Annotated in this window: 24 protein-coding genes; 5 read left to right on the top strand and 19 right to left on the bottom strand. The window is 43.4% G+C overall.

The annotated features are described in order from the left end of the window. Positions 1-27 precede the first annotated feature (27 nt). From ABD744_RS07735 to sixA, 3 genes are read right to left on the bottom strand one after another with little or no spacing between them, the layout of a single operon-like run. A complete protein-coding gene (locus tag ABD744_RS07735) occupies positions 28-933 on the bottom strand; it encodes a DUF4892 domain-containing protein (RefSeq protein ID WP_344797126.1) in 906 nt (301 codons plus the stop codon). A gap of 25 nt (positions 934-958) precedes the next feature. Next, the gene (locus ABD744_RS07740; RefSeq protein ID WP_344797128.1) at positions 959-1,819 is read right to left on the bottom strand and encodes an alpha/beta fold hydrolase; all 861 of its coding nucleotides are present in this window, start codon (positions 1,817-1,819) and stop codon (positions 959-961) included. 50 nt (positions 1,820-1,869) lie between these two features. Then, a complete protein-coding gene (sixA, locus tag ABD744_RS07745; protein WP_344797130.1) occupies positions 1,870-2,340 on the bottom strand; it encodes a phosphohistidine phosphatase SixA in 471 nt (156 codons plus the stop codon). Positions 2,341-2,481: 141 nt separating this feature from the next. Here sixA and ABD744_RS07750 point away from each other — a divergent pair, with 141 nt between their 5' ends. Further along, positions 2,482-2,982 (top strand): hypothetical protein, encoded by a 501-nt coding sequence (locus ABD744_RS07750; protein ID WP_344797132.1) that lies wholly within the window; start codon positions 2,482-2,484, stop codon positions 2,980-2,982. A 19-nt stretch (positions 2,983-3,001) separates the two neighbouring features. On the opposite strand, the gene ABD744_RS07755 is transcribed toward ABD744_RS07750, so the two are convergent. Together ABD744_RS07755 and ABD744_RS07760 are read right to left on the bottom strand one after the other, a co-directional pair. Further along, positions 3,002-3,829 (bottom strand): MOSC domain-containing protein, encoded by an 828-nt coding sequence (locus ABD744_RS07755; protein WP_344797134.1) that lies wholly within the window; start codon positions 3,827-3,829, stop codon positions 3,002-3,004. A gap of 74 nt (positions 3,830-3,903) precedes the next feature. Beyond that, the gene (locus ABD744_RS07760; RefSeq protein ID WP_344797136.1) at positions 3,904-4,836 is read right to left on the bottom strand and encodes a chemotaxis protein CheV; all 933 of its coding nucleotides are present in this window, start codon (positions 4,834-4,836) and stop codon (positions 3,904-3,906) included. A 112-nt stretch (positions 4,837-4,948) separates the two neighbouring features. On the opposite strand from ABD744_RS07760, the gene ABD744_RS07765 reads away from it, so the two are divergent. Continuing rightward, positions 4,949-6,181 carry an EAL and HDOD domain-containing protein gene (locus ABD744_RS07765; RefSeq protein WP_344797137.1) on the top strand — a complete coding sequence of 411 codons (1,233 nt, stop codon included), beginning with the start codon at positions 4,949-4,951 and terminating at the stop codon, positions 6,179-6,181. Continuing rightward, positions 6,171-6,974 carry a TatD family hydrolase gene (locus ABD744_RS07770; RefSeq protein WP_344797139.1) on the top strand — a complete coding sequence of 268 codons (804 nt, stop codon included), beginning with the start codon at positions 6,171-6,173 and terminating at the stop codon, positions 6,972-6,974. Before ABD744_RS07765 ends, ABD744_RS07770 begins: the two co-directional genes overlap by 11 nt. Positions 6,975-7,104: 130 nt before the next feature. Here the strand turns inward: ABD744_RS07770 and ABD744_RS07775 are convergent, their stop codons facing one another. From ABD744_RS07775 to ABD744_RS07785, 3 genes are all read right to left on the bottom strand, one after another. Next, entirely contained in the window at positions 7,105-8,703 is a 1,599-nt protein-coding gene (locus ABD744_RS07775) for an FGGY-family carbohydrate kinase (protein WP_344797141.1), read from the bottom strand. Next, entirely contained in the window at positions 8,703-10,358 is a 1,656-nt protein-coding gene (locus ABD744_RS07780) for a glycerol-3-phosphate dehydrogenase/oxidase (protein ID WP_344797143.1), read from the bottom strand. Before ABD744_RS07780 ends, ABD744_RS07775 begins: the two co-directional genes overlap by 1 nt. A 74-nt stretch (positions 10,359-10,432) precedes the next feature. Next, entirely contained in the window at positions 10,433-12,070 is a 1,638-nt protein-coding gene (locus tag ABD744_RS07785; protein WP_344797145.1) for an FAD-binding oxidoreductase, read from the bottom strand. A 192-nt stretch (positions 12,071-12,262) separates the two neighbouring features. On the opposite strand from ABD744_RS07785, the gene ABD744_RS07790 reads away from it, so the two are divergent. After that, positions 12,263-13,306: an AraC family transcriptional regulator gene (locus tag ABD744_RS07790; RefSeq protein ID WP_344797147.1), complete on the top strand. Its 1,044-nt coding sequence runs from the start codon at positions 12,263-12,265 to the stop codon at positions 13,304-13,306. A gap of 19 nt (positions 13,307-13,325) precedes the next feature. Here ABD744_RS07790 and ABD744_RS07795 read toward each other — a convergent pair whose 3' ends face one another. From ABD744_RS07795 to ABD744_RS07830, 8 genes are all read right to left on the bottom strand, one after another. Continuing rightward, positions 13,326-13,613 (bottom strand): glutaredoxin family protein, encoded by a 288-nt coding sequence (locus tag ABD744_RS07795; protein WP_344797149.1) that lies wholly within the window; start codon positions 13,611-13,613, stop codon positions 13,326-13,328. A 105-nt stretch (positions 13,614-13,718) separates the two neighbouring features. Then, positions 13,719-15,032, bottom strand: a complete 1,314-nt coding sequence (locus tag ABD744_RS07800) for a DUF5610 domain-containing protein (protein WP_344797151.1) — start codon at positions 15,030-15,032, stop codon at positions 13,719-13,721. Positions 15,033-15,058: 26 nt separating this feature from the next. Further along, positions 15,059-17,221 carry a bifunctional 23S rRNA (guanine(2069)-N(7))-methyltransferase RlmK/23S rRNA (guanine(2445)-N(2))-methyltransferase RlmL gene (gene rlmKL, locus ABD744_RS07805; RefSeq protein WP_344797153.1) on the bottom strand — a complete coding sequence of 721 codons (2,163 nt, stop codon included), beginning with the start codon at positions 17,219-17,221 and terminating at the stop codon, positions 15,059-15,061. Positions 17,222-17,419: 198 nt separating this feature from the next. After that, a complete protein-coding gene (locus ABD744_RS07810; protein WP_344797155.1) occupies positions 17,420-17,857 on the bottom strand; it encodes a hypothetical protein in 438 nt (145 codons plus the stop codon). Between the two features lie 86 nt (positions 17,858-17,943). Then, the gene (locus ABD744_RS07815) at positions 17,944-18,636 is read right to left on the bottom strand and encodes a response regulator (protein ID WP_344797157.1); all 693 of its coding nucleotides are present in this window, start codon (positions 18,634-18,636) and stop codon (positions 17,944-17,946) included. Positions 18,637-18,696: 60 nt separating this feature from the next. After that, positions 18,697-20,079, bottom strand: coding sequence for an ATP-binding protein (locus ABD744_RS07820; protein ID WP_344797159.1), 1,383 nt, complete (start codon positions 20,077-20,079; stop codon positions 18,697-18,699). 278 nt (positions 20,080-20,357) lie between these two features. Further along, positions 20,358-21,131 (bottom strand): glutathione S-transferase N-terminal domain-containing protein, encoded by a 774-nt coding sequence (locus ABD744_RS07825; protein WP_344797161.1) that lies wholly within the window; start codon positions 21,129-21,131, stop codon positions 20,358-20,360. Between the two features lie 29 nt (positions 21,132-21,160). Continuing rightward, positions 21,161-21,973, bottom strand: a complete 813-nt coding sequence (locus ABD744_RS07830) for an ion transporter (protein ID WP_344797163.1) — start codon at positions 21,971-21,973, stop codon at positions 21,161-21,163. Positions 21,974-22,051: 78 nt separating this feature from the next. Between ABD744_RS07830 and ABD744_RS07835 the strand changes: the two genes are divergently transcribed. Further along, positions 22,052-22,447: a phnA protein gene (locus tag ABD744_RS07835; protein ID WP_344797165.1), complete on the top strand. Its 396-nt coding sequence runs from the start codon at positions 22,052-22,054 to the stop codon at positions 22,445-22,447. Positions 22,448-22,521: 74 nt separating this feature from the next. On the opposite strand, the gene ABD744_RS07840 is transcribed toward ABD744_RS07835, so the two are convergent. The 3 genes from ABD744_RS07840 to ABD744_RS07850 all read right to left on the bottom strand — a co-directional run bounded on the left by ABD744_RS07840 (position 22,522) and on the right by ABD744_RS07850 (position 25,995). Next, positions 22,522-22,728 (bottom strand): cold-shock protein, encoded by a 207-nt coding sequence (locus ABD744_RS07840; protein ID WP_344797167.1) that lies wholly within the window; start codon positions 22,726-22,728, stop codon positions 22,522-22,524. 261 nt (positions 22,729-22,989) lie between these two features. Further along, positions 22,990-23,910: a 23S rRNA pseudouridine(2604) synthase RluF gene (gene rluF, locus ABD744_RS07845; RefSeq protein ID WP_344797169.1), complete on the bottom strand. Its 921-nt coding sequence runs from the start codon at positions 23,908-23,910 to the stop codon at positions 22,990-22,992. Positions 23,911-24,024: 114 nt separating this feature from the next. Next, positions 24,025-25,995: a methyl-accepting chemotaxis protein gene (locus ABD744_RS07850; protein WP_344797171.1), complete on the bottom strand. Its 1,971-nt coding sequence runs from the start codon at positions 25,993-25,995 to the stop codon at positions 24,025-24,027. Positions 25,996-26,130: the final 135 nt, after the last annotated feature.

Here is a 26,130-nt window from a genome sequence, read left to right on the forward strand (position 1 = left end):
AACCCCTCACTTCAAAGTGTTTAGCCGTTAGTTCTCAACAAAGATTTCGACCCATTGAGTTACGCCTTTCGCCTCAGGGTGTGTTGATGAAAGCGGCCCAACACCTCTTGGATCAAGATTCAAACCCGTTACAGTGGACATGATGTACTCCGAAAGCTGCTTTGCCAATTTCTGGCTTTTATCCATTTCGGTCTCTATGCCTTCATTGCTAATGTAGTGCCCGACCAAATAGACTCTCTGAGGCCTCATGGTTAATAATTTTTGACTTATATCTGCAATTATAGTCCTGGCAGACGTTGTCATAACCAATCGATCGGAAGCATTCAAGGAAACAGGTACAAATAGAGGTGTTTGATTGCGCTCAGGCAAATCACTTTTTTTGGTGATAGGGCCTGCGGCCACCTGATCAACAGCCGCAGTGACTTGATCCACCTGAATGTAAATTCGTTTGTTTGCTCTCACTATTCCATAAATAATGGCAATATGACTTCGCCCAGACGATCGCCAATGATAAACACCATAATGTTGAGATTGCTCCAAACCGCTCAGTTTCGGATCTTCATATATTTCATTCGCCCACAATGAGCTAACACCACAGTCTCGACCATGACACTGAAACCAAACTTCTGCATTGTTTCGTTGAAGTTGTTGCTGATAAAACCCCCACACCTCGCTCAACTCAAAGCCGTCATTCAACCGGTACAAAGATCGCACCAAGTTGGCATTCAGCCTCCGACTGTTACTGACATTGATCCGACCATTAACTTTCGCAACATTACTCAACACCAGGCGATAATCCGGCACTTCCTGAATTTCATTTTTTTCAACGGAGGTATAAGGAAATGGCTGTAGCTCCGCCCTTGTCTCAATAGAAAGCAAACATGTGATTCCAAAAACAAGATTTAATAAACATCGAATGCGACTTCGGTGCATGTACATATTCCTTACTCTTGATCCGTTAATGTTCAGTTTGAATAAATAAGTTTAGTGCTTCCGCCACTAAAGATGCAGACTCTTCCATATGAAGGTGATGCCCTCCGGGAAAAACAGACATTTGATAGTCTGAAAAGTACGTTAACCGTTTTTCTATCATTTCGGCCGGTATCAAGCTCTTTTCGGCTAAAATTAATTTCAGAGGTGATGTGATTTTAGTTAAAAAACCTTTTACTTGAGATTCACTAAGCCGCATCGGCGAAGGGACTCTTAAGCGAGGATCTGAAGACCATTCATACCCATTTTCAACCTTAATTGATGATCGCTCTACCAGTTTTCTTGAAGCCTCAAAACCCAGCCCTCCTATGCCTCGTTGCCGTGCCTTGGCCATAGTTTCCAAATCGGGATACACGGCCATATTATTACCACTTCCGATCAGCTGCTTATCAACAGAGTCCCGAAGTTGATCCGCAATTTCCGCTTCGTTATTCGATATCGGTCCAACCGCTTCAATCAGCGCCACCCTATCGACTAATTCTGGATAAGCAGAGCTGAACGCACTCAATAAAGCTGCGCCCAATGAATGACCAACGACAATGGCTTTTTCAAGCTCTAATGCATCGAAGATTCTTCGAATATCGGCCACACCATCAAGAAAATGATATAGCTGGCCTTCCGGTCGATGCTCTGAGTGGCCATGACCAGTTAAATCAAATGCTAAATAGCGGCGATCTTTTGAAAGTCCTGAAATAACAAGATCGAAACTGTTTGCGTTATCCAACCACCCATGAAAAAAAAGAACAGGAAGCTCACCGGAAGCCTCTCCCCACTCTTTATAAGCCACAGATAAATACCCAAGATCCAATCGTTTTTCCGTAAAGGTCATCCACTCACTCACTATTAATGATTAATTATTCACGCTCTAACTGTTTGCCACTACAACTCTGGCCTAATCTGCTGAACAAGTTCAAAACCGTCCAACCCTACATAATCACCCTTCAAGCAGCATGCATATGCAGTATCAAACATTAACTTGGGCATTGCAGCGCTTTGTAATCCATAGACTAAAGCATTAGTAAGCTGCGTGACCATCGGATTATGAGAAATAATTAAAATGTCGTTATCTTCAATGGACTCCAACCACTTGGCTATTTCTAAAAAATCCGTACCAGCCTGGAGCGTTTTTTCGGGTGTTTTGGCCAGAGACAACTCTTTAGAGACTATATCTGCAGTTTGAACTGTTCTTAGGTATGGACTATAAAAAACGTGGGTCTGAGCTGAAACGAGCGATCCCAGCTGCTTGGCAGTACTTATGACCTCTTTTTTCCCATAATCTGTCAAACATCGCTGAGAGTCGGAATCTGCACCATAAGACGCCTCTCCATGCCTCATTATAATTAACTTCATTATCTTCCCCTGAAAATCGGCTTATATCATGAATGTAGCGCGCTAAGTATATATACTCTATTCTGAATGTTTGCCCTTTAGCCTGAGTTAACTAATAACGTAGCCTTCCAAACATGAATTTTTAGACGGATCATTTTAACTATGTCGAACCAAGCTAAAATCGAATCAACCATTAAAATGCTCGCGCTGGCTGCTGCACAAATTGAAGCAACGATGATAGAGTCTGGCAATTCTGTATCTGCGCTGTCGAATTCGTTTTCGACCATTGCAGAGAAGTTTCATCACCTAGACGACCACAACGATGATACTGTAATCAGCCTGACTACAGAAGATTTTCAAGCGCTTCGAAGCAAGATCAACGAGGCCATTATTGCAATGCAGTTTTATGATCGCATGACACAGCGCTTGCATCACATTAATGAGGGCCTGAGCGCGACCTCATCGCTTCTCGAAAGCTCAACAAGTACTCCAGAGTCGGACTGGGTTAAACTTCAGGAAACCATAAAAAGTCGATACACGATGGAATCTGAAAGGGAGATGTTCGAGCAAATCATTGCAGGTTCACCACTTAAAGAGGCCTTGGCGTCTTTTAAGAATTCCAGCTCGACCTTCAACAACCAAGAAGAAATTGAGCTGTTCTGAAAACAGCTCAGTTAAGTATTTACAATAACTCTACAACATCACCAACGGATAAAGAGCCTTCGGCTCTAGAATGAACAGCGTTTTGACCAAAGTAAGTTTTATTTCCGATTCGGCGAGTGTTGGCCAAAGTAGTTATCACAGCTCGTTCTTTCTCTAAAGAAACAGGGTTTATTGACGGCATGACACACCTTGAACAAGGCTTAACAAATTCAAAGTCAATGCCGTTAACCCGGATGCCCTTCCAATCGTCTTCTTCATAAGCCCTGAGATCTTCGCCATCAATCACAATATTGGGTCTGAAACGAAGTACATCTATATCGTAGCCCAAGTCTTGGTTAAATTGCTTAATGGAGGCAACGGTTGTTATCAAAAAAGGGAAGCCATCCGCAAATCCAACTTTATCGCTCGGGTTGTTTGAGTAATCCTGATCCACCTGCCTCAACTGGTCATCACCGATATATACTAACCTAACGGACTGGCCTATTAATTCAGATAGCCAAGTAGCTACCTGATCGCCCTGATCCCACGCATCTTGGACATCGCCCCACACTTCAGTGGACATAAGGCCACTGCAGGACAAAGGCACATCAATGGAGCTGTTCTTATCACCAGATAAGTAACTTAAGCTCAGCACGGTACCTTCAGGTGTTTCCCTTAAAGAAGTATGAATTCGGCACATTAGCGGGTATTTACGCTGTGTAATAAACTTGCCAGTGTCCTGATCAACCACCATCCAGCGTCTGTCATTCAAAAAACCGGAATGAGATAATGTCCCGGTAGTTAAAGCCACTTGAGAGCAAGACTTCACTGGGTAATGAAAAAGGGAGTGGATAGTAAGACTGGACATAGCAACATTCCTTTGTATATTTCATCCAATCTTATTCAATATCGTATTTCGAATAAAGCCTGAATATTAATAAGTTACGTTAACTTACAATCTTTTATGCGCTGCTGAACCGCATCAGCTAATAAGTCTGGCTGAAATTTTGACAAGAAATCGTCGCAACCCACTTTTTGCACCATGGCTTTGTTAAATCCACCACTCAGTGATGTATGGAGAATTATGTATAGATCTTTGAGTTTTGGATCGTTCCTGATCTCTGTCGTCAAACGATAACCATCCATAGACGGCATCTCAGCATCCGTGATCATCATCAAATATTTTTCAGGTGGACTGACACCGGAACTGACCAACTCCTGAAGGTGACGTAAAGCCTGTAAACCATCGCTGCGTGACGTTACTTTAATACCAATTTTTTCAAGTGTGTCCGTCGCCTGAGCAATAGCGACGGTAGAATCATCAACCAGTAATATTTCTAGTCCTTCGGCGTATTGCATCACCTCAGGGTCAAGCACATCATCTGATACGTCTGTATTATATGGGGTGATTTCTGCCAACACTTTTTCTACATCAATGATTTCAACGATCTTATCTTCAATGCGCGTAATGGCGGTTAAAAAGTTCTGACGCCCTGAACCTTGCGGCGGCGGCAAAATATCTTCCCAGTTTAAGTTAATAATTCGGCTAACACCGCCCACCAAAAACGCCTGAACGGAGCGGTTGTATTCGGTCACGATAATGGTGCACTTTTCATCTGGCTGGATGGGACGCATACCAATGGCAGCACTTAAATCAATGACAGGCAAGGTCGCCCCACGAAGGTGTATCACACCACAAACATGAGGGTGCCTATGAGGAATCAGCGTGAGATTCGGTAATGGCAGAACTTCTTGAATTTTAAATACGTTAATTGCGTACTGCTGATTCCCATGCAAACGAAATGTTAGGATTTCAAGACGATTCTCGCCTACGAGCTGAGTCCTGGAATCAACGGAATCTAATATTCCTGACATTAATAACCTCTGTCATAAAACTATGGTTGAGTTACATTTATCGTGTACTACACTAAAATCTTTAGTTAAGTGTAGAACATTAAGCAACAATGACGTTAATTAAGATCATTATATGGATAACGAGTTATCTGAAAAAAAACCTCTCTTGGCTCGCCAACCTATTTTTGACTCTGGCCTGGCAGTTGCAGCATACGAACTACTCTTTCGAAACAGTGAAACCAACGAAGCAAACGTAATCGACGGTGAAGACAGCGCAACCAGCCAAGTCTTGCTATCAGCGTTTTCAGAAAATGATATTTCACAACTCACGGGCGTAGTTCCCGGCTTTGTTAACTTTACTAAGAACCTTCTTTTGAGTGACGTACCTTTTGATAAAAAAGGCCTGGTCATAGAAGTACTGGAAGACATCACCGATTCCAATGAAGTGATACTGGCAATCACGGAACTTAAAAATCAAGGCTATACCATAGCGTTAGACGACTTTGTCTATTCGCCCGATAAAACTGAACTCATTAAACTGTGTGACATCATTAAAGTTGATTTAATGGCCTACCCGGACCGAAAAGCGTTTCTGGCTGACGTTAAAAAAATTCAACGAACAAGAAAACGATTACTTGCGGAAAAAATTGAAACCCACGAAGAATTTGAACTGTGTAAAGCGTTAGGGTTTGAACTGTTCCAAGGTTACTTCTTTGCAAAGCCTCAGTTAATCAAAGGAAAAAGACTTTCCTACAACAAACAGGTCGTTCTCACTTTGATTGCTCAATTTCAATCGCCGGATGTCAAATGGAGTGATCTTGAGTCCGCACTTTTAAAAGACCCTGAATTAACCTTCAAACTGCTTAAACTCGTCAACTCAGCCGCTTATTCTAAAGGCCGAAAGGTTACTTCTGTTAAACAAGCCCTCACTTGGCTGGGGCTTAAAAAAATCAAATCCTGGGTCATTCTTTTGTCCTTATCCAACCTGGACGACAAGCCCAAAGAACTCACTGCGGTGGCATTAGTCAGAGCCAAAACATGTGAATTACTGTCTAAAAAGTTTGATTCTATCGATAGCGATATTTTCTTCACTGTCGGCATGCTTTCTTGTTTACCTGCGTTCATGGACGTCCCCATGAAACTTCTGCTTGAAAAACTCCCCCTTTCTGAAGAAGTTGTACAAGCCTTGCTGCACTATAAGGGCCACCTTGGTATAGTACTGGCAGCTGTCTTAGCGCATGAAAATGGTCTATGGGATAAAATTAACTGGAAGTTATTAAAAACCATGCAGATTCACGATCAAGACATCAATACTTTTTATCGAACCGCAGTGACATGGAGCAATGAATACATTCATGATGTCTAACACAGATTCAAACCAATGGATCGACATTGGCGTTAACTTATCCAATAAACAATTCAAGTCAGACCAACCTCAGGTTTTACAGGACGCAAAAGAATCCGGGGTCGAATCCATCATTCTGACAGGCACCAGCGTCAAAGAAAGTACTTTAGCGCTCAAACAGGCACAAGAATACGGCCTATATTCGACTGCCGGCATACATCCTCACGATGCTAAAGAGAACTCGACCGACACTTTTAAAAAGATCACCTCGCTTGCTCAAGACCCTAAAGTTGTTGCCATCGGCGAAACGGGATTGGACTTCAATCGCAATTTTTCAACCCCCGAAGATCAAATCGCGTCTTTTCAAAAACACCTTGAGTTAGCCACCCAAATACAAAAGCCTCTTTTTCTTCATGAAAGAGACGCTGCCGACCAAATGATTGACATGCTAAAGGAGTTTAAAAATGACCTGCCGGATGCCGTCATTCATTGCTTTACAGGTGTGAAAGAAGATCTGATACGTTATCTGGACCTTGGTTTATACATTGGGATAACTGGCTGGATTTGTGATGAGCGCAGGGGTTTTCATCTCCATGAGTTGGTCAAAATAATCCCATCAGATCGCTTAATGATTGAGACGGATGCGCCCTACCTTCTTCCCAGAACCCTGACGCCAAAACCTAAAAACCGACGTAACGAGCCAAAGTACTTACCCCACATTGGCGAATACATTGCAAACATCCTAAACAAACCAACACAGCAATTTGCAGAAGAAACGAATGCAAATACCAAACGTTTTTTTAAACTTCCTTAAATTTAGTGCCAAAAGATTCAATCATTAAGGCAGCGGCATCTAAAGAATTGAGAGCGATAAGAAAGTAAACCTTCCAGCAAATCAAGCTAACAATTCAAATATTTGGCCACACCAGCCAAATATTTGTTAACTATTCTGGGTAGCCAGTGATATCTCGAATGGATTTATACAGTGGCTGCAACTGTTTATACATTTTCAAATAAACTTCTTTATAAAGCCTCTGATACATATCCTGTGTTGGCTTATTCGGGTAAAAAATATCGCCAACGTGTGTCATGTTCGCAATGGCCTGATCAAAGCTCTTGTAATACCCTATACCAACTGCGGCATCAATCGCAGCACCTAAGCCAGAGGTTTCATAGGTATGAGGACGCTCAACAGGAATCCCAAAAATATCTGCGGTGATCTGCATTGCCGCGTTACTTTGTGAACCCCCTCCGGCCACCCGCACCTGAGAAATTTTAATTTTACTTCGCTTTTCAATCCGTTCTCGGCCTTCTTTAAGGCCGTAAACAATCCCTTCAAGAATTGCACGATAAATATGAGCTCGATTATGAACATCCCCAAAACCGATAATGGCACCTTTTGCATCCGGTCCAGGATTCTTCAAACCTGGTGTCCAATAGGGCTGAAGCATCAAACCCATGGAACCCGGAGGAACAGAGTTTACTAGCTCATCAAATAATTGCTCTGGTTCAATACCACGCTCTTTCGCCACATTAATTTCACGCAAACCAAATTGCTTTTTGAACCAGCTAACCATCCAAAACCCACGATAAATCATCACTTCAGTGCTGAATGCATTAGGAATAGCCGCTGCGTAAGGCGGGATCATAGGAATGGTTTCAACGTATTTTTCATTGATCGTATTGATCGTTGCCGTTGTTCCAAAACTTAAACAAGCGATATTTGGCGCAATACCTCCGGAGCCAATGATTTCACATGCCTTATCAGACGCTGCAGCAATAACCGGCAAACCCTCTGGTATGCCTGTAAACTCAGCGGCTTCTGACGTAACGGAGCCGATAGACGCTCCAGGATCAACCAACTCTGGCAATTGCTCAGGTTTCACCCCACAGGTAGCCCATTTCCAATCCCAGGAAGCAGCCCACTTCAATCGTTTATAATCAAAAGGGATATAGCCAACCTGAGAACCAATCGAGTCTCGATACTCTCCGGTCAATTTGTAGTTGAGATAACCAGAAAGAAGCAAATACTTAGCCGTTTTAGACCAGACTTCCGGTTGTTGCTGTTGTATCCAACGAGATTGAGTCTTAGCTCTGAAAGTGTTGATGGTATCAGTCAGCCCCAATACTTTAAATGCACTTCCCCACAACCCCCTTACAGGCTCAGAAATGTCAGCCTTACGTTGATCTAACCAAATGATCGCAGGCCTCAATGGTTGGCCATTCTTATCCAAGTTTACAACCGTACCACGTTGAGTGGTGATCGCCATTGACTTAATACGCGCCTTATCAACCGCAGGGTTTTGCCATAGCTGTTGGCAGGCTTGAGACAAACTCTTCCAATAATATTCAGGATACTGTTCGGCCCAGCCTGGATGCTTAGAAAAATACGCCTCTAGAGGCACTTTCGCTTTTGCAATCAAGGTTCCTTTTAAATCAAAAACCAAAGCCCTTAAACTTTGGGTGCCATTATCAATGGTTAAAATGTGATCGGATAGGTCAAGACTTGCTGCCGATACAACCTCAGATACAGACTGACTCACTAGACCGCCTCCTTAAGGTCACTTTGGGCTGAATTATTTTTAACACCGTGCAAAGAAGGTACGGCATAACATGTACGCCAAATATCCTGATAACGTGATAATTCAGAACACCACTTTTGCTCAGACCAACCTTGATGCTCTTCAAAGAGTTCTTGGATTTTTCGCCACTGACCCTTTGTTAAATCGGGCATGACATTACCAATCCGTGTTCGTCTGAATAATAAATCATCAAGATGAACAACCGATTCATGTTTTATTGCCCACTCAAGTTCCAACCAAGATGTATCGGAATGGCCAATTGAGTATTCTGCTTTATCATTTGAATGCATTGCATCAATCAAGTCGAGAGCTTCAAATCCGTAACGGCCGGACAAACGTCGCTTAACCCGGCCAGACAGCCGACCAATTTGATTCATTACATATAACGTGGATCGAAAAAACGGCTGACCAAAATCTTTAGTTCTTCGTAAGGCTGCGGCTTTTGGTAATCGAGATAAAACATCAAGCGCAATGACCCTGAATGTAGTGAGTTTTCCTCCGGAAACAGTGATCAGTCCTGGTTGCTGCCAAATGCTGTGCTCACGTTTTTCTCTGGATGGGTCTAACCCTTTGCCGCTTGAAATGACAGGCCTGACGCCAGCCCACGTTGAAATTACATCCGACTCGCTGATTTTACTGTCAGACAAATAGTAATTTGCGCCCTCAAGCAGATAATCCACTTCTTCCTGGCTGATGGACGCTTCATCATTTAACGACGGTTTATGATCAAGATCGGTTGTGCCAATAACAGCCGCACCTTGCCAGGGAAAGACAAATACGGGCCTGTCATCTTTTGGGTGAATCATCGAAATACTGCAGGACACCGGCAACCGCCAAAACGGCACCACCAAATGGCTGCCTCGTAACGGCCTTACTTCCGGGGAATCTGCACCGCCCAGTTTGGCAGCCCAGGCGCCAGTGGCATTAACCACAGTATCGGCCATCACCGAGTACTGAGCATCCTTCACAAGATCTCTTATCTGAACTCCGGTAACTGTGTCATCATCGTCTTTAAGCAATTCAGACACTTCTGCGTAGTTTACTGCTACCCCGCCATCACCTACAGCTTCTGATAACGTCCTCAGCACAAGTCGACTGTCATCCGTCACCGCATCGGCAAAGACTGATCCACCTGTGGCATTTCCTGGATGAATCGGACCTAACCAAGAGGGCAATTCCTGCGCATCCACAGATTGTCGGTATTTCTTTCCTGCAAAGAAGTCGTAAACACCCAGCAGTATCTGAAAAATCCAGCGCGGAGGAAATTGCTTGGGTTTATGCACCATAAGGTAACGCATAACATTAACAAGCCCAGGCAGTTCGGTCAGGTAACGTTGACGCTCCCGGACGGATTCACGCGTCAGCCGGATTTGCCCCTCTCCCAAATACCGTAACCCACCGTGCACCATTTTCGAGGATCGACTGGACGTACCCCACGCAAAGTCCTTTTGTTCTAACAAAAGCACTTTCAGGCCACGACGGGCCGCTTCCCGTAAGATACCGGCACCTGTAATTCCGCCTCCAATAACGATTAAATCGAACTTGTCAGCACTGGTGTCCTTTAAGACTTTCGAGCGAAAGTCCTCAGCAGACTGAGTTAATGTTTTATTGCGCATAAGACCCACCCGTTAAGCTGGCTTGAGGATTCAGTGTGAAAGTGGTCACACTCAACCACTTTCACACCACTGCGTTAAACAGCCTGTTTTTTTGAACTCACTGATTCGGTAGCCGTTTTTTCAACCAATAACTTTCCAGGGTTCATTTGGCTATTAGGATCAAAAAACTCTGACGTATGATGCAACAGCTCCGTCGCTACCGGGCCTTTTTCAATCGCCATATATGGCGCGTGGTCTTGGCCAACACCGTGTTGATGACTGATTGTTCCCCGATTATTAACAATCAATTCAGAGGTTGTATGCTTGAGCGTTTTCCAGCGCTCCAACGTCCCTTCATAAGTGTCCGCAGTACGGAATACATAGGTGGTGTAGATGCTGCAGCCCTGACCGTAAAAATGAGAAAGATGGGTAAATACATGCACATTCTCATTGTCTTCGCTTAACGCATTTTTTAAATTGGATTCAATGGAATTCAAAAGAAAATCAACGTTATCCCAATCCGTCGCAGTTTCCAGCGTATCTACTGCGTAACCTTTTTCCCAAAGCGTTTCACGCAGGTACGGGAACATGAAACGCTTTTCTTTCCAGCGTTTACCTAACATGGTGCCGGTATAAACACCGTCAAACTTGGCAATAATTTTCTTAATTTGAGTAAGTGACAGTGCATTCTGAGCTTTATTGCCTGTCAGGCCAAATGTCATCATGCACTTTTCATCACTGGCCCCTCGGAATTTCAAAAACTTCTCGAGTAAATTAATTTGATTTTCATGCCCTGCAAGCGCCAGCTGAGTTTCCGTTTCAATGACATTACTGAGACGCATCATGGACATAGGAATGCCGGCCTGAACCATAGTTCGCACACAGTTCAGTGCCATGCCCCATGTTGGTAAAAACGCAACAAAGAACTTTTCCTGATCCGCGATGGGCGTCACTCTGACCTTGGCTTCTGTAATAATCCCGAAACGACCTTCCGAGCCCATAAACCATTCGCGCATGTCCGGCCCTGCAGAGGAAGCCGGGTACGTTGGCAAATCAAAACTGCCATCCAAGGTTTCAATACGACCGCCGGCGAACAATTGCTCAATACGGCCGTACTTCAAAGATTGCTGACCGCTGGAACGGCTGGCAATCCACCCCCCTAACGTTGATAGCTCGAACGATTGGGGAAAATGGCCAAGGGTGTACCCCTTGGCTAAAAGTTGCGATTCCAGGAGCGGTCCAGGGACGCCCGCACCAAAAGTCGCAATTCGGCTTTGCTCGTCAAGATCCAGCAAACGGCACATACGGCTCATATCAACCGTAATGATCGGGCGAACGTCTTCTAACGGATTAATATGCCCCACCACACTGGTGCCGCCGCCGTAAGGAATGATCACCCAATCTTTCTTTTTCGCTTCATCCAATAAAGCTCTGACATCGTCTGATGATTCTGGATAACTGACTGCATCAGGATAAATCCCCATATTGCCGCTCTTCATGGCAAGCCAGTCTGGTAAGCTTTGGCCTCTGGCGTGCAAAATACGGTCTTTTGGTTCAACAGTGTATAACTCTGATTCAGGAAGTCTCGAATCCGGCACAGACGCTTCAACCTCTTCGTAGGTCGCATTCGCTAATGGCGTCGCTTTTCCAACGCGCTCCTCCAGAAATGACTGTCCGTTCTCTGGTAATTCAAGATAGGTGTTCTCGTCACCCCAACCATTCCAACGACGCATATTGCCGACTCCTTTAAATTGCTCTTACACTGGATAAAAAATACTATTTAGTGTCATGATTAGTAATTAGTGACACAGTCTAACCATGTTAAACTATTTTTCAGTGGCCAATTGGGACAGGCAAGTATCAAATTAAGTCAAAGTTCCATTGACCCTGTGTTTCATCAATAAAAGTTGTATAACGAATAAACTATGCAAATAGATAAGACTTCAAATACTTTGGGTACCGCATCCATACCACCTATTTTGCAATACTTGGATTGCTCGAAATCTATGGGCATCGATATTGATTTAGCTCTGTCGAATTCCAGTTTTCCGTCCAAACTTTTAAAAGATGACACCGCTCGGGCGCAAGGCTCTGATTTTCAAGCCCTGCTTTCAGAGCTGATCAAGTTAAGCAACAACCCTCTTTTCGGCTTACATTCTGCGCAATATGTTCAGCCCGGTTCTTATGTGGTGCTCGGCTACATCACAATGAACAGCAGAACAGTCAAGGAAGCGATTGATAAAGCCATGCCTTTTGAGAAGCTGGTCGGAGATATGGGCAGTACTGAGCTGACCCAGACTGACAACGGTTTACTCATGACCTGGCATTGCAACTACACAAACCCTGAGGTCATCCCTCACATGGTCGATAATGTGCTGGCTTCCTGGGTCACTTATTCACGATGGCTGGCTGACCGGCCTGAACAAGCGCCGATCGAAGTATGGCTTACCAAAGACAAACCGAATGAAGAAATACTGGCAGAGTATCAGGAAGTGTTTCGGTGCCCGATTAAATTTAACCAATCCACCAATACACTTGTGCTATCAAACGCACAACTAGAGTTTCCTTTACGTCGGCCAGATCCGATGCTTCTGAAAACATTAGAGCAGCATGCACAAACTCAGTTATCTGAGCTGACCTCCGACAATGACATCATATTCGAAGTAACACGAGCCATCAGAGATATCATGAGAACAGAGCCACCACGAAAAGAAAGGCTGGCGGAAGTATTAGGCGTGTCGGCAAGAACGCTTCAAAGAAAGCTACAAACCGCGAACTCCAGCTATCAGGAGTTATTAGACAATGTTCGCCAGGAGAGCGCCGAGTATTATCTGGCGTACAGTCAACTCCCTATGAGTGAAATTGCTAGTCATTTGGGGTTTTCTGACACCCGATCGTTTCATCGCAGCTTTAAGCTTTGGACAGACACAACACCTGGTGACTATCGAATACAAAAACAAACTCAATAATATGAGAAATGCCACTAAATCATGATAAAAGTTCCAGCCAAGCCAATAGTTGTGTTTGTTCAAACGGCCAACCAATTTCTTTACCGGTTAAAACATGCTGAAAAACAGGGATTCGTTCACCGTATGTACGAATCATGGTCTCAGCATCCTGCCCTTCTGCAATATCAACCAATTCAACAAACACTTCATTCAGATCAATAACAGAAGCGATCACCTGCACGGCCACATCACATAGATGACAACCCTCGGTGGTGTACAACAAAAACTCTGGAGCTTCTTCAGGCATAAAAGTTTGATCTTGAGCCATAGATTGAATCTCTCAATGAAAACAAAACGGCATCTTAACCAGTGTGTCACCATAAAAAAAGGGCGACCCCTTTCGGAGCCACCCTTTTTTGCGTTTACAAAGAAATTAATCGTCCGTCTCACCTAAGACTTCTTCTACTGACGCACCATCCTCCAGTTCTGGTGAAGAGCTTGCCGGTTTATCTCCAAAGAATTCAGGCACAATGCGCTCCAATAACGATTTTGCAAAATCCTGAACTTTTTCATTGGGTTTTGCGTCTTCAGCGTTTGCCCGATCCAGAATAAAATTATCAAGAAGTTCGAGCATCCCTAAAGGAGAGTCGCTTAATAAGCTCGCTTGTTCGACCATTTCAGTCATTCGGTTAGCGAAAGATTCAATGGGGTTAAAGATATTAGGCAAATTTGCCAAGCTCGGCGTTTCTTCACCTAAGTCCTGAACATTCTGATAAGCTCTGGTCGAAGCAGATACTTCGGTATAAGAAAAGTCTAACGCAAAGCTGGCCAATTCAGACGTATCGTATGACAAGTTCATTGCCTGATCCAAAGCACTGCCTAAATCACCATCAAAGAAGGACTGGGCAACCCCATCCACTTGACCTAAAAAGTCGTAAAGCGCTGTTAACTCACCTTCATCAAGATCTCCATCCACAGAAACACTGAATTGAGACCCTGAATATGCGGTGTAACCAAATTGCTCTGAGTCTTGTGTTTGTCGATACGAAGCCGCCTCGTAATCAACGCTGGCAAGACTGATGGTAACGGTATCACCATCGTTGGTTTTGATTTGAACCACACCAGATTGTTCACGGTAGTTTAAATCATTCCCGGCCACCAGGTTGTCCGGTCGAGACAAACCAGACGTTGGCTCCGTAGTTTCATCATCACGAGGCTCAACGACCTGATCAATTCGGTCATAGATTCTGGCTTCAGACGTATCAATATCCTGAGCCAGCTCATCCGACATGATGCCGGCATCACCGATGATTTCCCGAGCTTCACCAAAGCCCTGCTCCACCCCTTGTCTGGCGGCGCTGGCGAGTTCATTGATGCGTTCATCGGAAGCACCCGCATCTCGCTCTCGGTTAATGACCCCTTCAATGTAGCCGGATACGGTATCAACCACTGCGTCGATATCAAAGAATCCGGTTGCCGAAGGCGTTTCTTGAGGTTTTTCAAAACCTACGTTTGCTAATTTATTACCAACAATTCGGCTTAATAAATCGCCAGGAGAAGATAAAGAAGCTTTTTTAGGTTTATCAATGGATTCCCCTGCCTGCTCAGAAGCAGTCTGAGGAAGTTTGTCAGTTTTAGACTGCCCGCCGAATACAGACTGGTAAGAGTCTAAAGCTCCTGAGAAGTTCGTACTGAAGCCAACCATAGCGATATCACCTGTATAAAAAAAGACCAACCTATCTTGCATATCGGTTGGTCTTTTAGAAGCTTTAGCTAGAATTTGTAATTTTTTATTGCCTCGGATGAATGGCAAATCAACCAACATCGGTGAATGTTTTGCCTGCGTTCAAAATCCTTTGGAATTGAACGCTTTGTAACGTCCTGGACAGCAAAATTTGTTAACTCATTTTCTTCTAATTTAAAACTTCTCAGGTTGTTTGAAAAGACCAATACGCCATCTTTCGATAAAAGCTTCATTGCATTTTGAATGAGAGAGGCATGATCTCGCTGAATATCCAAAACACCTTCCATCTTTTTAGAGTTTGAAAAGCTTGGCGGGTCCATAAAAATAACATCAAATTCACCTGAGGCATTGGCCAACCAATCCATACAATCCGCTTTAACAAAGCGGTATTGTTCACCTTCCAGCCTGTTGAGTTCGAAGTTATCGCAAGCCCAGTTTAAGTAAGTGGAAGACATATCAATAGTGGTTACTTCTTTGGCACCACTGAGTGCACACTGGACGGACGCCACACCGGTATAAGCAAAAAGATTGAGAAAGCGTTTATCCTTTGCTTGTTTCGCCATCCATGCCCGCACAGGTCTGTGATCCAAGAATAAACCGGTATCCAGATAATCGGATAAATTGACTTTCAGTGTTGCCTCGCCTTCCTGAACCTGGAAGAAGTTGCCTTGCGAGTCCATTTTTTCGTACTGGCTCTTGCCAGACTGTCTTGCCCTCTGCTTCACATGAACATCATGCGTATTCAGTTCAAAGACTTCTGCTACAGCATCAATGGCATCAGCAAGTCGCTGTTGCGCTTTATGCAGAGGAATCGTTTTAGGTGGCGCATATTCCTGAATATGCACTCTGCCGTCATAGACATCAACAGCTACCGCGTATTCGGGTAAGTCTGCATCATATACACGGTAACAGCTGATTTGGGTCTGCTTGAGCCAGGATTTCAATTTTTTAAGGTTCTTACGAATACGATTGGCCAGCATCAACGAGCCTTCAGAGAGGCTTCCGTCTTCTTTAATCAATCCCTGAATGGCCTTTTCCCGAAGCAGCTTAAACAAAAGCAATCGAGTTTCGATGGCACCGTTCTTGAGTTTGTATTGCTTAAACGGCACCCAAGGCAGGCCCTTGGCAAGCTCCCAGTTACCAGCATAAATAGCGGCCTGATAACCTTCGTACTTATCCAGGAAGGTCACTCCTAATTGCTGATACAATTTGGCTACATCGTGTTTCTCTTCAAGGCGTTCACCGTAAGGAGGGTTCGTCACTAAAAGTCCGCGTTCACACGGATTAGGCGTGAAGCTTTGGAAGTCACCTGTTCTGAAGTGAATGAATTGGGCCACACCCGCTTTGCGAGCATTGTCTTTAGCTCTATGAACGACTTTCGAATCCTGATCCGTTCCATAGTAGATGGCCTTCAGGTTACTTGTGCCCTCAGCCCTGGCTTGCTTTGCTTCCGCAACCACCTCTTCCCAGACTGATTCGTCATGACCTGCCCAATATTCAAAACCAAACCGCTGCCTTAACAGACCTGGCGCGATATTTCCTTTCATAAGCGCCGCTTCAATCAGGAGAGTACCGCTGCCACACATAGGGTCGACCAATTGATCCCAGTCTGCATCTTGCGCGTTCCACCCAGCCCGAACCAAAACAGCAGCAGCCAGGTTTTCTTTCATTGGCGCCATGCCTGCAGACGGGCGATAGCCTCGTCGGTGCAAGCTTTCGCCTGAAATATTAATAAATAACTGAAAGTTGCCTTTCTTTAAAAAGCCATGCACCCGGATGTCCGGGGTATCTTTATCTACTGAAGGCCGGGTGCCTTCCACTGCATTAAATGTGTCTACAATCGCATCTTTGATACGAAAAGCACCGAACTGGGAGTTTTTTACAGATCGGTTGGTTCCCACAAAGTCAATTCGGAACGTATTACTGGACGTGAAGTGCTCTTGCCAAGGCACAGTGACACAGATTTGATAGATATCATCTGCCGTTTCCGCTTCGCTCTCAGCAATTTGCAGTAAAACCCGGCTGGCTAAACGCGACCAAAGACATAGCTTATACGCTTGCTCCAGGGTCGCTTCTAACAAAACAGCCCTGGGAGTTTCCTTCCCCTTAACACCGATTAACTCGGCAACTTCATCAAGCAACAGACCTTCAACGCCGGGAGGACAACTGATTACTAATTTATGAGTCTGCATTTTGAACGCCTATTCTGAAATATGGGGAATTATAGCCAATTTGAAGAGCGGCGATTATACAGTAAGGCTTGGGATTTAACAGCGAGAGACTTAATCTTCACCCTAGAATGATAGACTTTAGATCAAACCCATATTAAAGAGATTTTATTTATGGCCGAACTCCAAATGAGTCCGCCATAAAATCAAAGAATGAAGCCGTTATTCACTGAAACGAAATTGACGATCCGTTGGTTGCTGTTCATTGTCTGAGCCAGTGCCTGACCCTTGGTAACCATTATCTCTTGGAGGCGGACCTCTTCGATCTCGTCGTTTGGGTTCGTACTGACTCATGATGGATTCATACTGCGCTATTTGCTCAGCAGACAGTACAGAGGATAATTGTTCCTTGGTTTCATTTTTATGGTTTTCAATGAAAGAATGGAACTTTTCTCGCTGAATTTGCATCACTCTCTGAAACTCATAACGCTGCTGATCATCTAACTTCAACATACTGGCTATTTGATCAGGTCTAGGAGGATGACCTCTGGAATCTTCCATTCCGCCTCTATTACCCTGAGCTAAGGCCAATTCAGAACCCAGGCATAAAATCATCGCGGCTGTAAACATGTTAAGCCCTGAATGCTTTTTAAGTGTCATGTAGAATATTCCTCATTTATGATAAATCTGGCCAAAGCTTATAGACTAACTTTGCAAACAATATGAACTTACGGAGTAATCGGCCGTTATTGATTCGGTTCGTACTTATAACCTACGCCATAGACTGACTGTATGAGATCATGATCGCTGTACGTCGCAGCAATTTTCTTACGAAGCTTTTTAATGTGACTGTCAATGGTTCGATCACTCACCACTCGATGGTCGTTATAAATTGCATCCATCAACTGTTGCCGGCTATAAATACGCCCTGGTTCATTAAACATAACCAAAAACATTTGAAACTCCAGCGCCGTTAAATCCAGTTTCTCATTGGAGATTTGAACAATCATTTTCGCTTCATCTACCTGAATCAGCTCACTGGATGGTTGGACATCAATAACAGGTTGCTGACCCGCTCTACGCAAAATCGCTTTAACTCGTGCGACAACTTCTTTAGGGCTGTAAGGTTTACAAACGTAGTCGTCTGCCCCTATTTCAAGCCCCAGCAGGCGATCCACCTCTTCTACTTTCGCTGTGACCATGATGATTGGCACATTCGAAAACTCACGAGTGTGTTTTGCCACTTCAATGCCGTCCATACCTGGCAACATCAAATCCAGAAGAATCAAACTTGGTGCCTGCTGCTTAATGGCATTAAAAGCCATCTGGCCATCATAAAACGTCTGGGTTTGATAGCCTGCAGCCATCAGATAGTCTTCCATCAAGCGGGCCAGTTTGACTTCGTCTTCTACAATATAAATTAAATTTTCAACATTCATTCATTAACCTTAATCAGCACTTTCTTGACCCTTTTGAAAATCACAGATGTGTTAATAAAATCACACATCCTTAAATGTGATCGAGACCTTTAAACCACCCAAAGTGGAGTGACTGCAATGAATAACACCACCATGAGCTTCTGTAATGTTCTTACAAATCGCCATACCTAAACCGGAACCACCGGTACCGCGACTTCTGCTTTTATCAACACGATACAGGCGATCAAAGAGCAACGGTAACGATTCAGTCGGCACCCCTGGTGCGCCATCCTCAATGATAATTTCCTGGATGTTATCTTTCACTTGTAAAGCAACATAGACCTGAGACGGTGAGTCGGTATACCTGAGACTGTTGGACAATAAATTATTGATTAACTGCCTTAACCGTTCACGATCACCGTGTATATTCTTAGGTTGTCCAAAGAGGCTGTATTTAAGCGTTAATCCCTGCTTAATAAAGAGAGGCTCCATGCTATTCACAGTGGAAAGCAATATTTGGTTCAGGCTGACGGAGTCCATTTGGTAATCCAGAGCACCAGCATCAGACAAAGTAAGTACCCTTAGGTCTGACACCATTTTCTCAAGCATACTGACTTCTTCCTGGAGACTGGTTACTGAGTCTTGTGTTAACGGCCTGACCCCGTCTCCTATAGCTTCTAACTCGCCTTTTAAAATAGCCACAGGCGTTCTAAGCTCATGCGCTATGTCAGAGCTCCATTGCAGACGGGATTGCTCATTTTTTTCAAGCACTCTAGAAAGGTAATTGAAATCTTTAACGAGCTGACCAATTTCATCTTTTAACTTAACTTCACCCTTGATCAGCTGCACCTGAGCGCCGTACTGACCTTTAGAAAGACTCCTCGCGCCCCTCGCCACAGACATGATGGGATGTGAAATTCTGTTCGCCAACCACCAGGCAATCACGGCGCATAAAGCCAAAGTACATAAAGAGATTACGATAAAACCAATGGTTTGCTGGATGATAAAATTCTTTTCTTGTTTGGCTATTTGGGACTTGGATGCTTTGTATGCGATGTATGCCGTCTTACTCTGACCATTAAATACAGGGAAATACACTACGTCATCTTCTGGCCAGATGTTTCCGAACACTGGGACGTAATCAAGATCGACCAATGAAACTCTGTTCGATATACCACCATTAGGGATCGGCGGAGGTCGTCTGAAACTTTGTCGCTTCGAGTTAAAATCGGGCGTTGGTCGGTCTGAATAGTCGCTTTCAAAGTGGATGGGTGGCGGAGGCTTTCCTCCTCTGTTTAACAGGGACTCGCGTTCATCTGGATCGGCATTAGAGAGCAATGCATCACGCACCGTATCATTCCATTGTTTCGAACGAATGGTTTGAAGACGTATTTCAGACCGAGACACACGGCTGCTCATCAGCTCGGCAATTTTCTCAATGGAAGCAATTTCACGTTGTTTCACATATTCAATCAATCCACGATAAAACGAAAATTGATTAAAAATAAAAAACACAGTGATCAAAACAACTGAAAATCCGGCAAATATTGTAAATAGCCGAGATCTAAGGGTTTTAAAATGATACATCCAGCAGCCAGTATGGATTTCCAATCAAAGTTAAGAAGTCAATAATAAGTCTACCTAATCAAGCCTAACTTAAAAGGTTGGCCGCACAATATCCTTATTTATTTCACAAACCGCCAGTCTTGACAGTTTGTAAAATCATCACTTATTTCAACCCCCTACTTATTGCCGGCTTGACCATAAGTACGCTGTAAGTAGTTGAGGATTTTCTTTGACTGAAACAATTTTTCGCCGGTGTTCGGGTCCTCTAGGTAAGGTACCATCACATCACCATGTTCAGCCAAAAAACGTTCTCGCTTTGAATCTTTTACCGGCTTATAAGGCCCTCGATGAAACCGAAATGCAGCTGGCCCCATGTCTGCACTTTGTTGTTTCCCAAGGCTCACCATAGTGTAAGGTATCTCAAGCTCACACAATAATTCTCTTACTGGCCGGGAAAAAGGGCTGGACTCAAAACTGTAAAGAGTCAGAGGCTTCTCTGGCATCAAAGAAGATCTGGCTTTTTCACCACGGCCACCACGGAGAAGTTGAGATGTCCAGTTGATCACGCCATCAAAACGCGTACCTGAATACTTCTGAGGAACGGCTTTCTTACCATACTCATTAAATAAATATTCAATAATAATTTCTTTTGAAATCAGCTTCTGCCCGGTATTTTCATCCACTAAACAAGGAATCTGCACACTGCCGGAAACCTCCTTCAATGTATGCTTAAAACGAGTACCACCTTCAGGGCAAGGTAAAATCTTAACATCAAGATTTAATTCCGTTATGACTTGCCTGACACTACGACAGTCAGGGCAGCCCTCCCGATCAAATAAAACAATTTCCTTTTCAGGCTGTTCAGTTTTCCGAGAACCAGTTGTACCTTTCCAGCCGGTCAACGAAGAAACCAAGGTGGAAGTGTATACATTGATGAAATGGTTAATCATATTCGCTCCATGAATTTTCAAACGTGCATTTATAGTTTTGCACCACAAGAATAACAATAAGTTGCAATCGCCTTGTGATCTGTTTTGTCACATCCCGCGCATCTCTTAAACGTCAGCCCTTCTTTTTGCATTTTATTGGCCAGTTCAGCAGTGAATATTCCGGTGGGTACTGCGATAATGCTGTAACCCAAAATCATAACCACCGAGGCAATGGCCTGACCAGCTGGCGTGTGCGGGGATATATCTCCATACCCAACTGTGGTCAGAGTAACAATGGCCCAGTAAATACTTTTTGGGATACTGGTAAATCCATTTTCAGGCCCCTCTATCACATACAAAACTGCGCCAAAAATGGTCGCGAGCGTCACCACAAAAAACAAAAACACGGTAATTTTCTGGCGACTGGAATTTAATGCCGACAATAAGAAATTAGCCTGATGAATGTAGGTTGAGAGTTTTAATACTCGGAAAATACGAAGAACACGCAACAGTCTAATGACCAGAAATTCATTCATTCCCGGTATGAACAGCGCAATGTAAGTGGGCAATACTGAGAGTAAATCCACTAAACCATAAAAACTGAAAATATATTTAAAGGGTTTGGGGTTCACCCAAATTCTTACAAAATATTCAATAGTAAAAAGAACGGTAAAAAACCACTCTAAAGAATACAACCAAGTTCCGTGACGTTCATTGATTCTTTCAACGCTGTCGAGCATGACAGCAGCAACACTGAGCAAGATACTAAGAATTAATAAAACATCAAACGCCTTGCCCGCTTTTGTATCAGTTTTATAAATAATATCAAAGACTTGATCACGCCAATCATTAAAGCGAGTCATTGAAAAACAGCTCCTTTCTGTTAGTCTTATTAGTACTACTTTATTAATTTACAACGCTAAAGGTGAAATGACACTATCATGTCGAAAGGATCAGAAAAGCACAAGCAACGAAACGATGCTATCTCCTACTTTGGAAAAGATTTAGTACGCAGATCTGGTTCTCATTGTGAACTGTGCAATGCACACGGCACAAAGCTCATCATTCATGAAGTTCCACCCGTTCCTCGCGAGCCAGATTTTGATCATTGTATTTTTATTTGTGAGACCTGTTCCGGACAAATTGATAAACCAAAAACAGTTAACCCTGATCACTGGCGCTGTTTGAACACTTCAGCCTGGAGCCAGGTCCCTGCCGTTCAGGTAATGTCTGTGATAATGCTTGATCGGTTGGCATCGGAAGACTGGGCTGTAGAGTTAAAAGATCAACTCTATCTTTCGCCTGAAATACAAAATTGGCTAGAAGATATTCACTAAAACGAACACTGCTTTTTTTGAAGCAAAAAAAAGAGCACCTTAGAGGTGCTCTTTTCAGTAACCTTTAATATAAATTAAAGAGCTACGATGTTCTCTGCCTGTGGGCCTTTTTGACCTTGAGTCACAGTGAAAGAAACTTTTTGGCCTTCAGCAAGGGTTTTAAAACCAGCGCCTTCAATTGCACTGAAGTGAGCAAAAACGTCTGGACCAGACTCTTGCTCAATAAAACCAAAACCTTTTGACTCGTTGAACCACTTAACAGTTCCAGTAGATGTAGACATAATATTTCCTATTTACAAAAGTAATTTAATAACCTCTAAGAGGTTGGTCGTGCTGAAAGTATTGCTTTACTTATGGAAACAGGACGAACGAAGTACTACAAAGAACTACGAAAGGTGTTGCATAAATATAAAAATTCTTTCTAAGCTGCGAACGATAATAAACGAGTCTGGCGATTAGTCAATCATAATATCAATATTTTTTGTTTAAATATTAGTCAATCAACATTATGAGCGACTGAAATAGCAACGACACCCATAAAATCACCGGCGATCAAATTTTCTTTTTGACGTTTTAGGCTTTGGCGTAGATTTCGTTGTCCCGGAGCGCTTAGTTTTGGTTCGCTCAGAATCATTTTTTAACTTCGAGCGGTTCTTTGTGGTGTGTTTGAATGCTGGCGTTTGCTTCTGTGGCTGAACTTCTGTTGGACTCTTTGGCAAGCCGGGTGTTGAGGTGGTTTTCCGAGACCCTTTTAAGGCGTCGTTCAACTCCGCCATTTCGTCCCCCGTTAGGTTCCGCCATTGACCCGGCTTTAAATTCCCTAAAGCCACGTTCATAATTCGGGTACGTTTAAGCTTTGTTACCTCATACCCCAAATATTCACACATTCTGCGAATTTGGCGATTAAGACCCTGCGTTAGAATGATTTTAAAAACAAACTTGCTTTGCATGGTCACAACACAAGGCTTAGTCACGGTATCAAGGATCGGCACGCCACGAGACATACGATCAATAAAACGTTCACTCAAAGGTTTGTCGACAGTGACGATATATTCTTTATCGTGCGCATTTTCTGCGCGGAGAATTTTATTAACAATGTCTCCATCCGAAGTAAGAAAGATCAGCCCTTCAGACGGTTTATCTAGGCGGCCAATAGGGAAGATTCTCTCTTTATGACCAATAGCGTCAACAATATTCCCCCGAACATTCCGTTCTGTGGTGCAAGTAATTCCAATAGGCTTGTTATAAGCGATATAAATGCGATCTGATTTATTGACGGCACTTGCTTTGATGTGAGTTTTACCAACGTAGACCTGATCTCCAGGTGACACTTTTGTACCTAACTCAGGAACCTTACCATTAATGGTCACTTGATTTTGTTCAATTAACTTATCCGCTTCTCTTCGAGAACAAAAACCAGAATCGCTGATAAATTTATTAAGCCGAATTTCACCACTACTCACAATACACGCCCAAACGTCACAATTTTAAAAAAGCGTATTAAATCATATTGAAACCAAAGAAGCTTGCAAATCCCCTGCGTGCGAATCAGGGGATTTGATATCGTTCGAAAAGTATCAAACAATAAAACTTGCAGCCATATCTTTCAGTTTGTAGGCAAGTCCTGCCTGCATTTCTGCAGATATTCGGATTTGCTCGCCACCCGTTGCTGTTTGAGTGGTCTGTTCATTGATGTTTTTGATTTTAAGAGCAACTTCATCACTGACAGTGGATTGCTCTTCGGTAGCTGCAGCCACTTGAGAAGATATATCTACCAACGATTCAACTGCCAATAAAATATCGCTCAACATTGTTTTGATGGACTCGGCTTGGTTTGCACTCATGTCTGCACTTTGCTGACTGATTTGCATTTTAGAGTAAGCAGTTTTGCTGTCTTCCTGAAACTGAGCAACGATGTTTTCGATCTCAACCGTCGATTCTTGTGTACGTTTAGCCAAATTTCTCACTTCATCGGCTACAACAGCAAAACCTCTTCCCTGCTCTCCCGCTCTTGCAGCTTCAATGGCTGCATTAAGGGCAAGCAAGTTGGTTTGCTCAGCAATGCTCTTAATCACTTCCAGAACACTGCTGATGGTTTGACTGCTTTCATGTAATTTGTTGATGGACTCGGCCACCTCGAATACTTCATGGGAGACTTGATGGATTGCGGCACTGGTTTCAAGTACCGCTATTTGTCCCTTATTGGCAGCCTCTTCCACTTCTTTTACCGACGTTACTGTTGACTGGGTATTTACGGCAACCTCGTTAATTGACAGCGACATTTGCTCAACTGCCGTTGAAATCTGAATTGTATCAGCACGCTGGCGATCCAGGTGCTTTGCATTGTCAGCGGAGACTGAACTGGCTTCCTCTGCAGTTGTGCTTAACTCAAGGCTTGCATCGTTCAAGTTATTCAATGTTGTACTGAACACATCCAGCATATGATTCAATTGATTTGAAATCATGCCTAACTCGTCGTTTGCGATTAATTCAGATCTGTTTTTTAAATTCTTATCACTGGCTGCGCTGTTAATCACTGAAACAATGGAAGCCACCTGGCGATTGAGATCCCGTACAATTTTAGTTGAAATAACAAGCGCACTGATAATTACAAAACAGCTCATTACCAACCAAGCCCAAAACTTAAAAGATGCTTGATCTGTGTGCTTTTGAGCGAAATTAAGAATGTCCTCCGCTATCTTGTCTTCCACTTCTTTTAGCACATTAATTCTGTCAGTTGCATGCCGAAACCAAGCCGATGCTTCTTCATTGAGTTGTTTTTCTAAAGCTAATACCCGGAATCGATCAACATGAGCAAATGAACTGTCTTTGATGGATTTCTTATATGTTGAAAGTAACGCCTTGGTAGTAAAACGTTCAAAAGACGCCAGATAACTATCCTGCAGCGTCATCAGTCTGATGAACTTTACAAACATGCCTTTTGAAAAAGCTTTTTGTGAGAAGGTCGAGCTTAAAACGGCTCGCTCAATGCCTGCACGCTCTTTGCCTTGTAAAAAATTATAATAGGCAGTTAATTGCTGAGTCAGGTGAGAGTCCGGAGACAATTCACTGATAAAAGGGATCATATCCAGCATCAAAGCATTAACTTCAGTGTAATATCCTAAAGCCTCTGATACAGAAATGGACTGACCATCAACTCGAGACCTCAGACTGTCTATACGTTTCAACTTAGATTGAGCTTTTGAGATCAACCGATTGATCTCTGGCTGATCAATGGACGTTTGTTGATCTTTAAGAAAAGTATTGAGCGCATTTAATTTACTATCCGTACGCTTTCTTTGCGTGCTTAAAGTATCTCCAAAACTGGTTCCTTTCGAACCAAGGAAACCTGCGGTGGCTCCACGCTCCTTTTGCAGCTCATGAACCAGATCACTCGCGCTCACCGTTAATGCAACCAACGTTGATATGCGTTCCATCCCAGTTTTATCTTGGGCAAAACCTACCAAATTAAAACCTGAATAAGCAATGATCGATAAAATCAATGGAATCACTACCAAGCCAAGTTTACTCTTTAAAGATAAATTCATAATCGCGTTCCGCTCCTATAACTGCATTTTGAGCCATTTGCTCAGGAAACATTCTCGATTTTTAATTATTAGGAGTACGAGAAGCGGCGCATTATATGAAAAATGAAAATCAAACCTCAAACAGTTAACCATTTA

The organism is Litoribacillus peritrichatus, assembly GCF_039537985.1.
Taxonomy (GTDB): Bacteria; Pseudomonadota; Gammaproteobacteria; order Pseudomonadales; family Litoribrevibacteraceae; genus Litoribacillus; species Litoribacillus peritrichatus.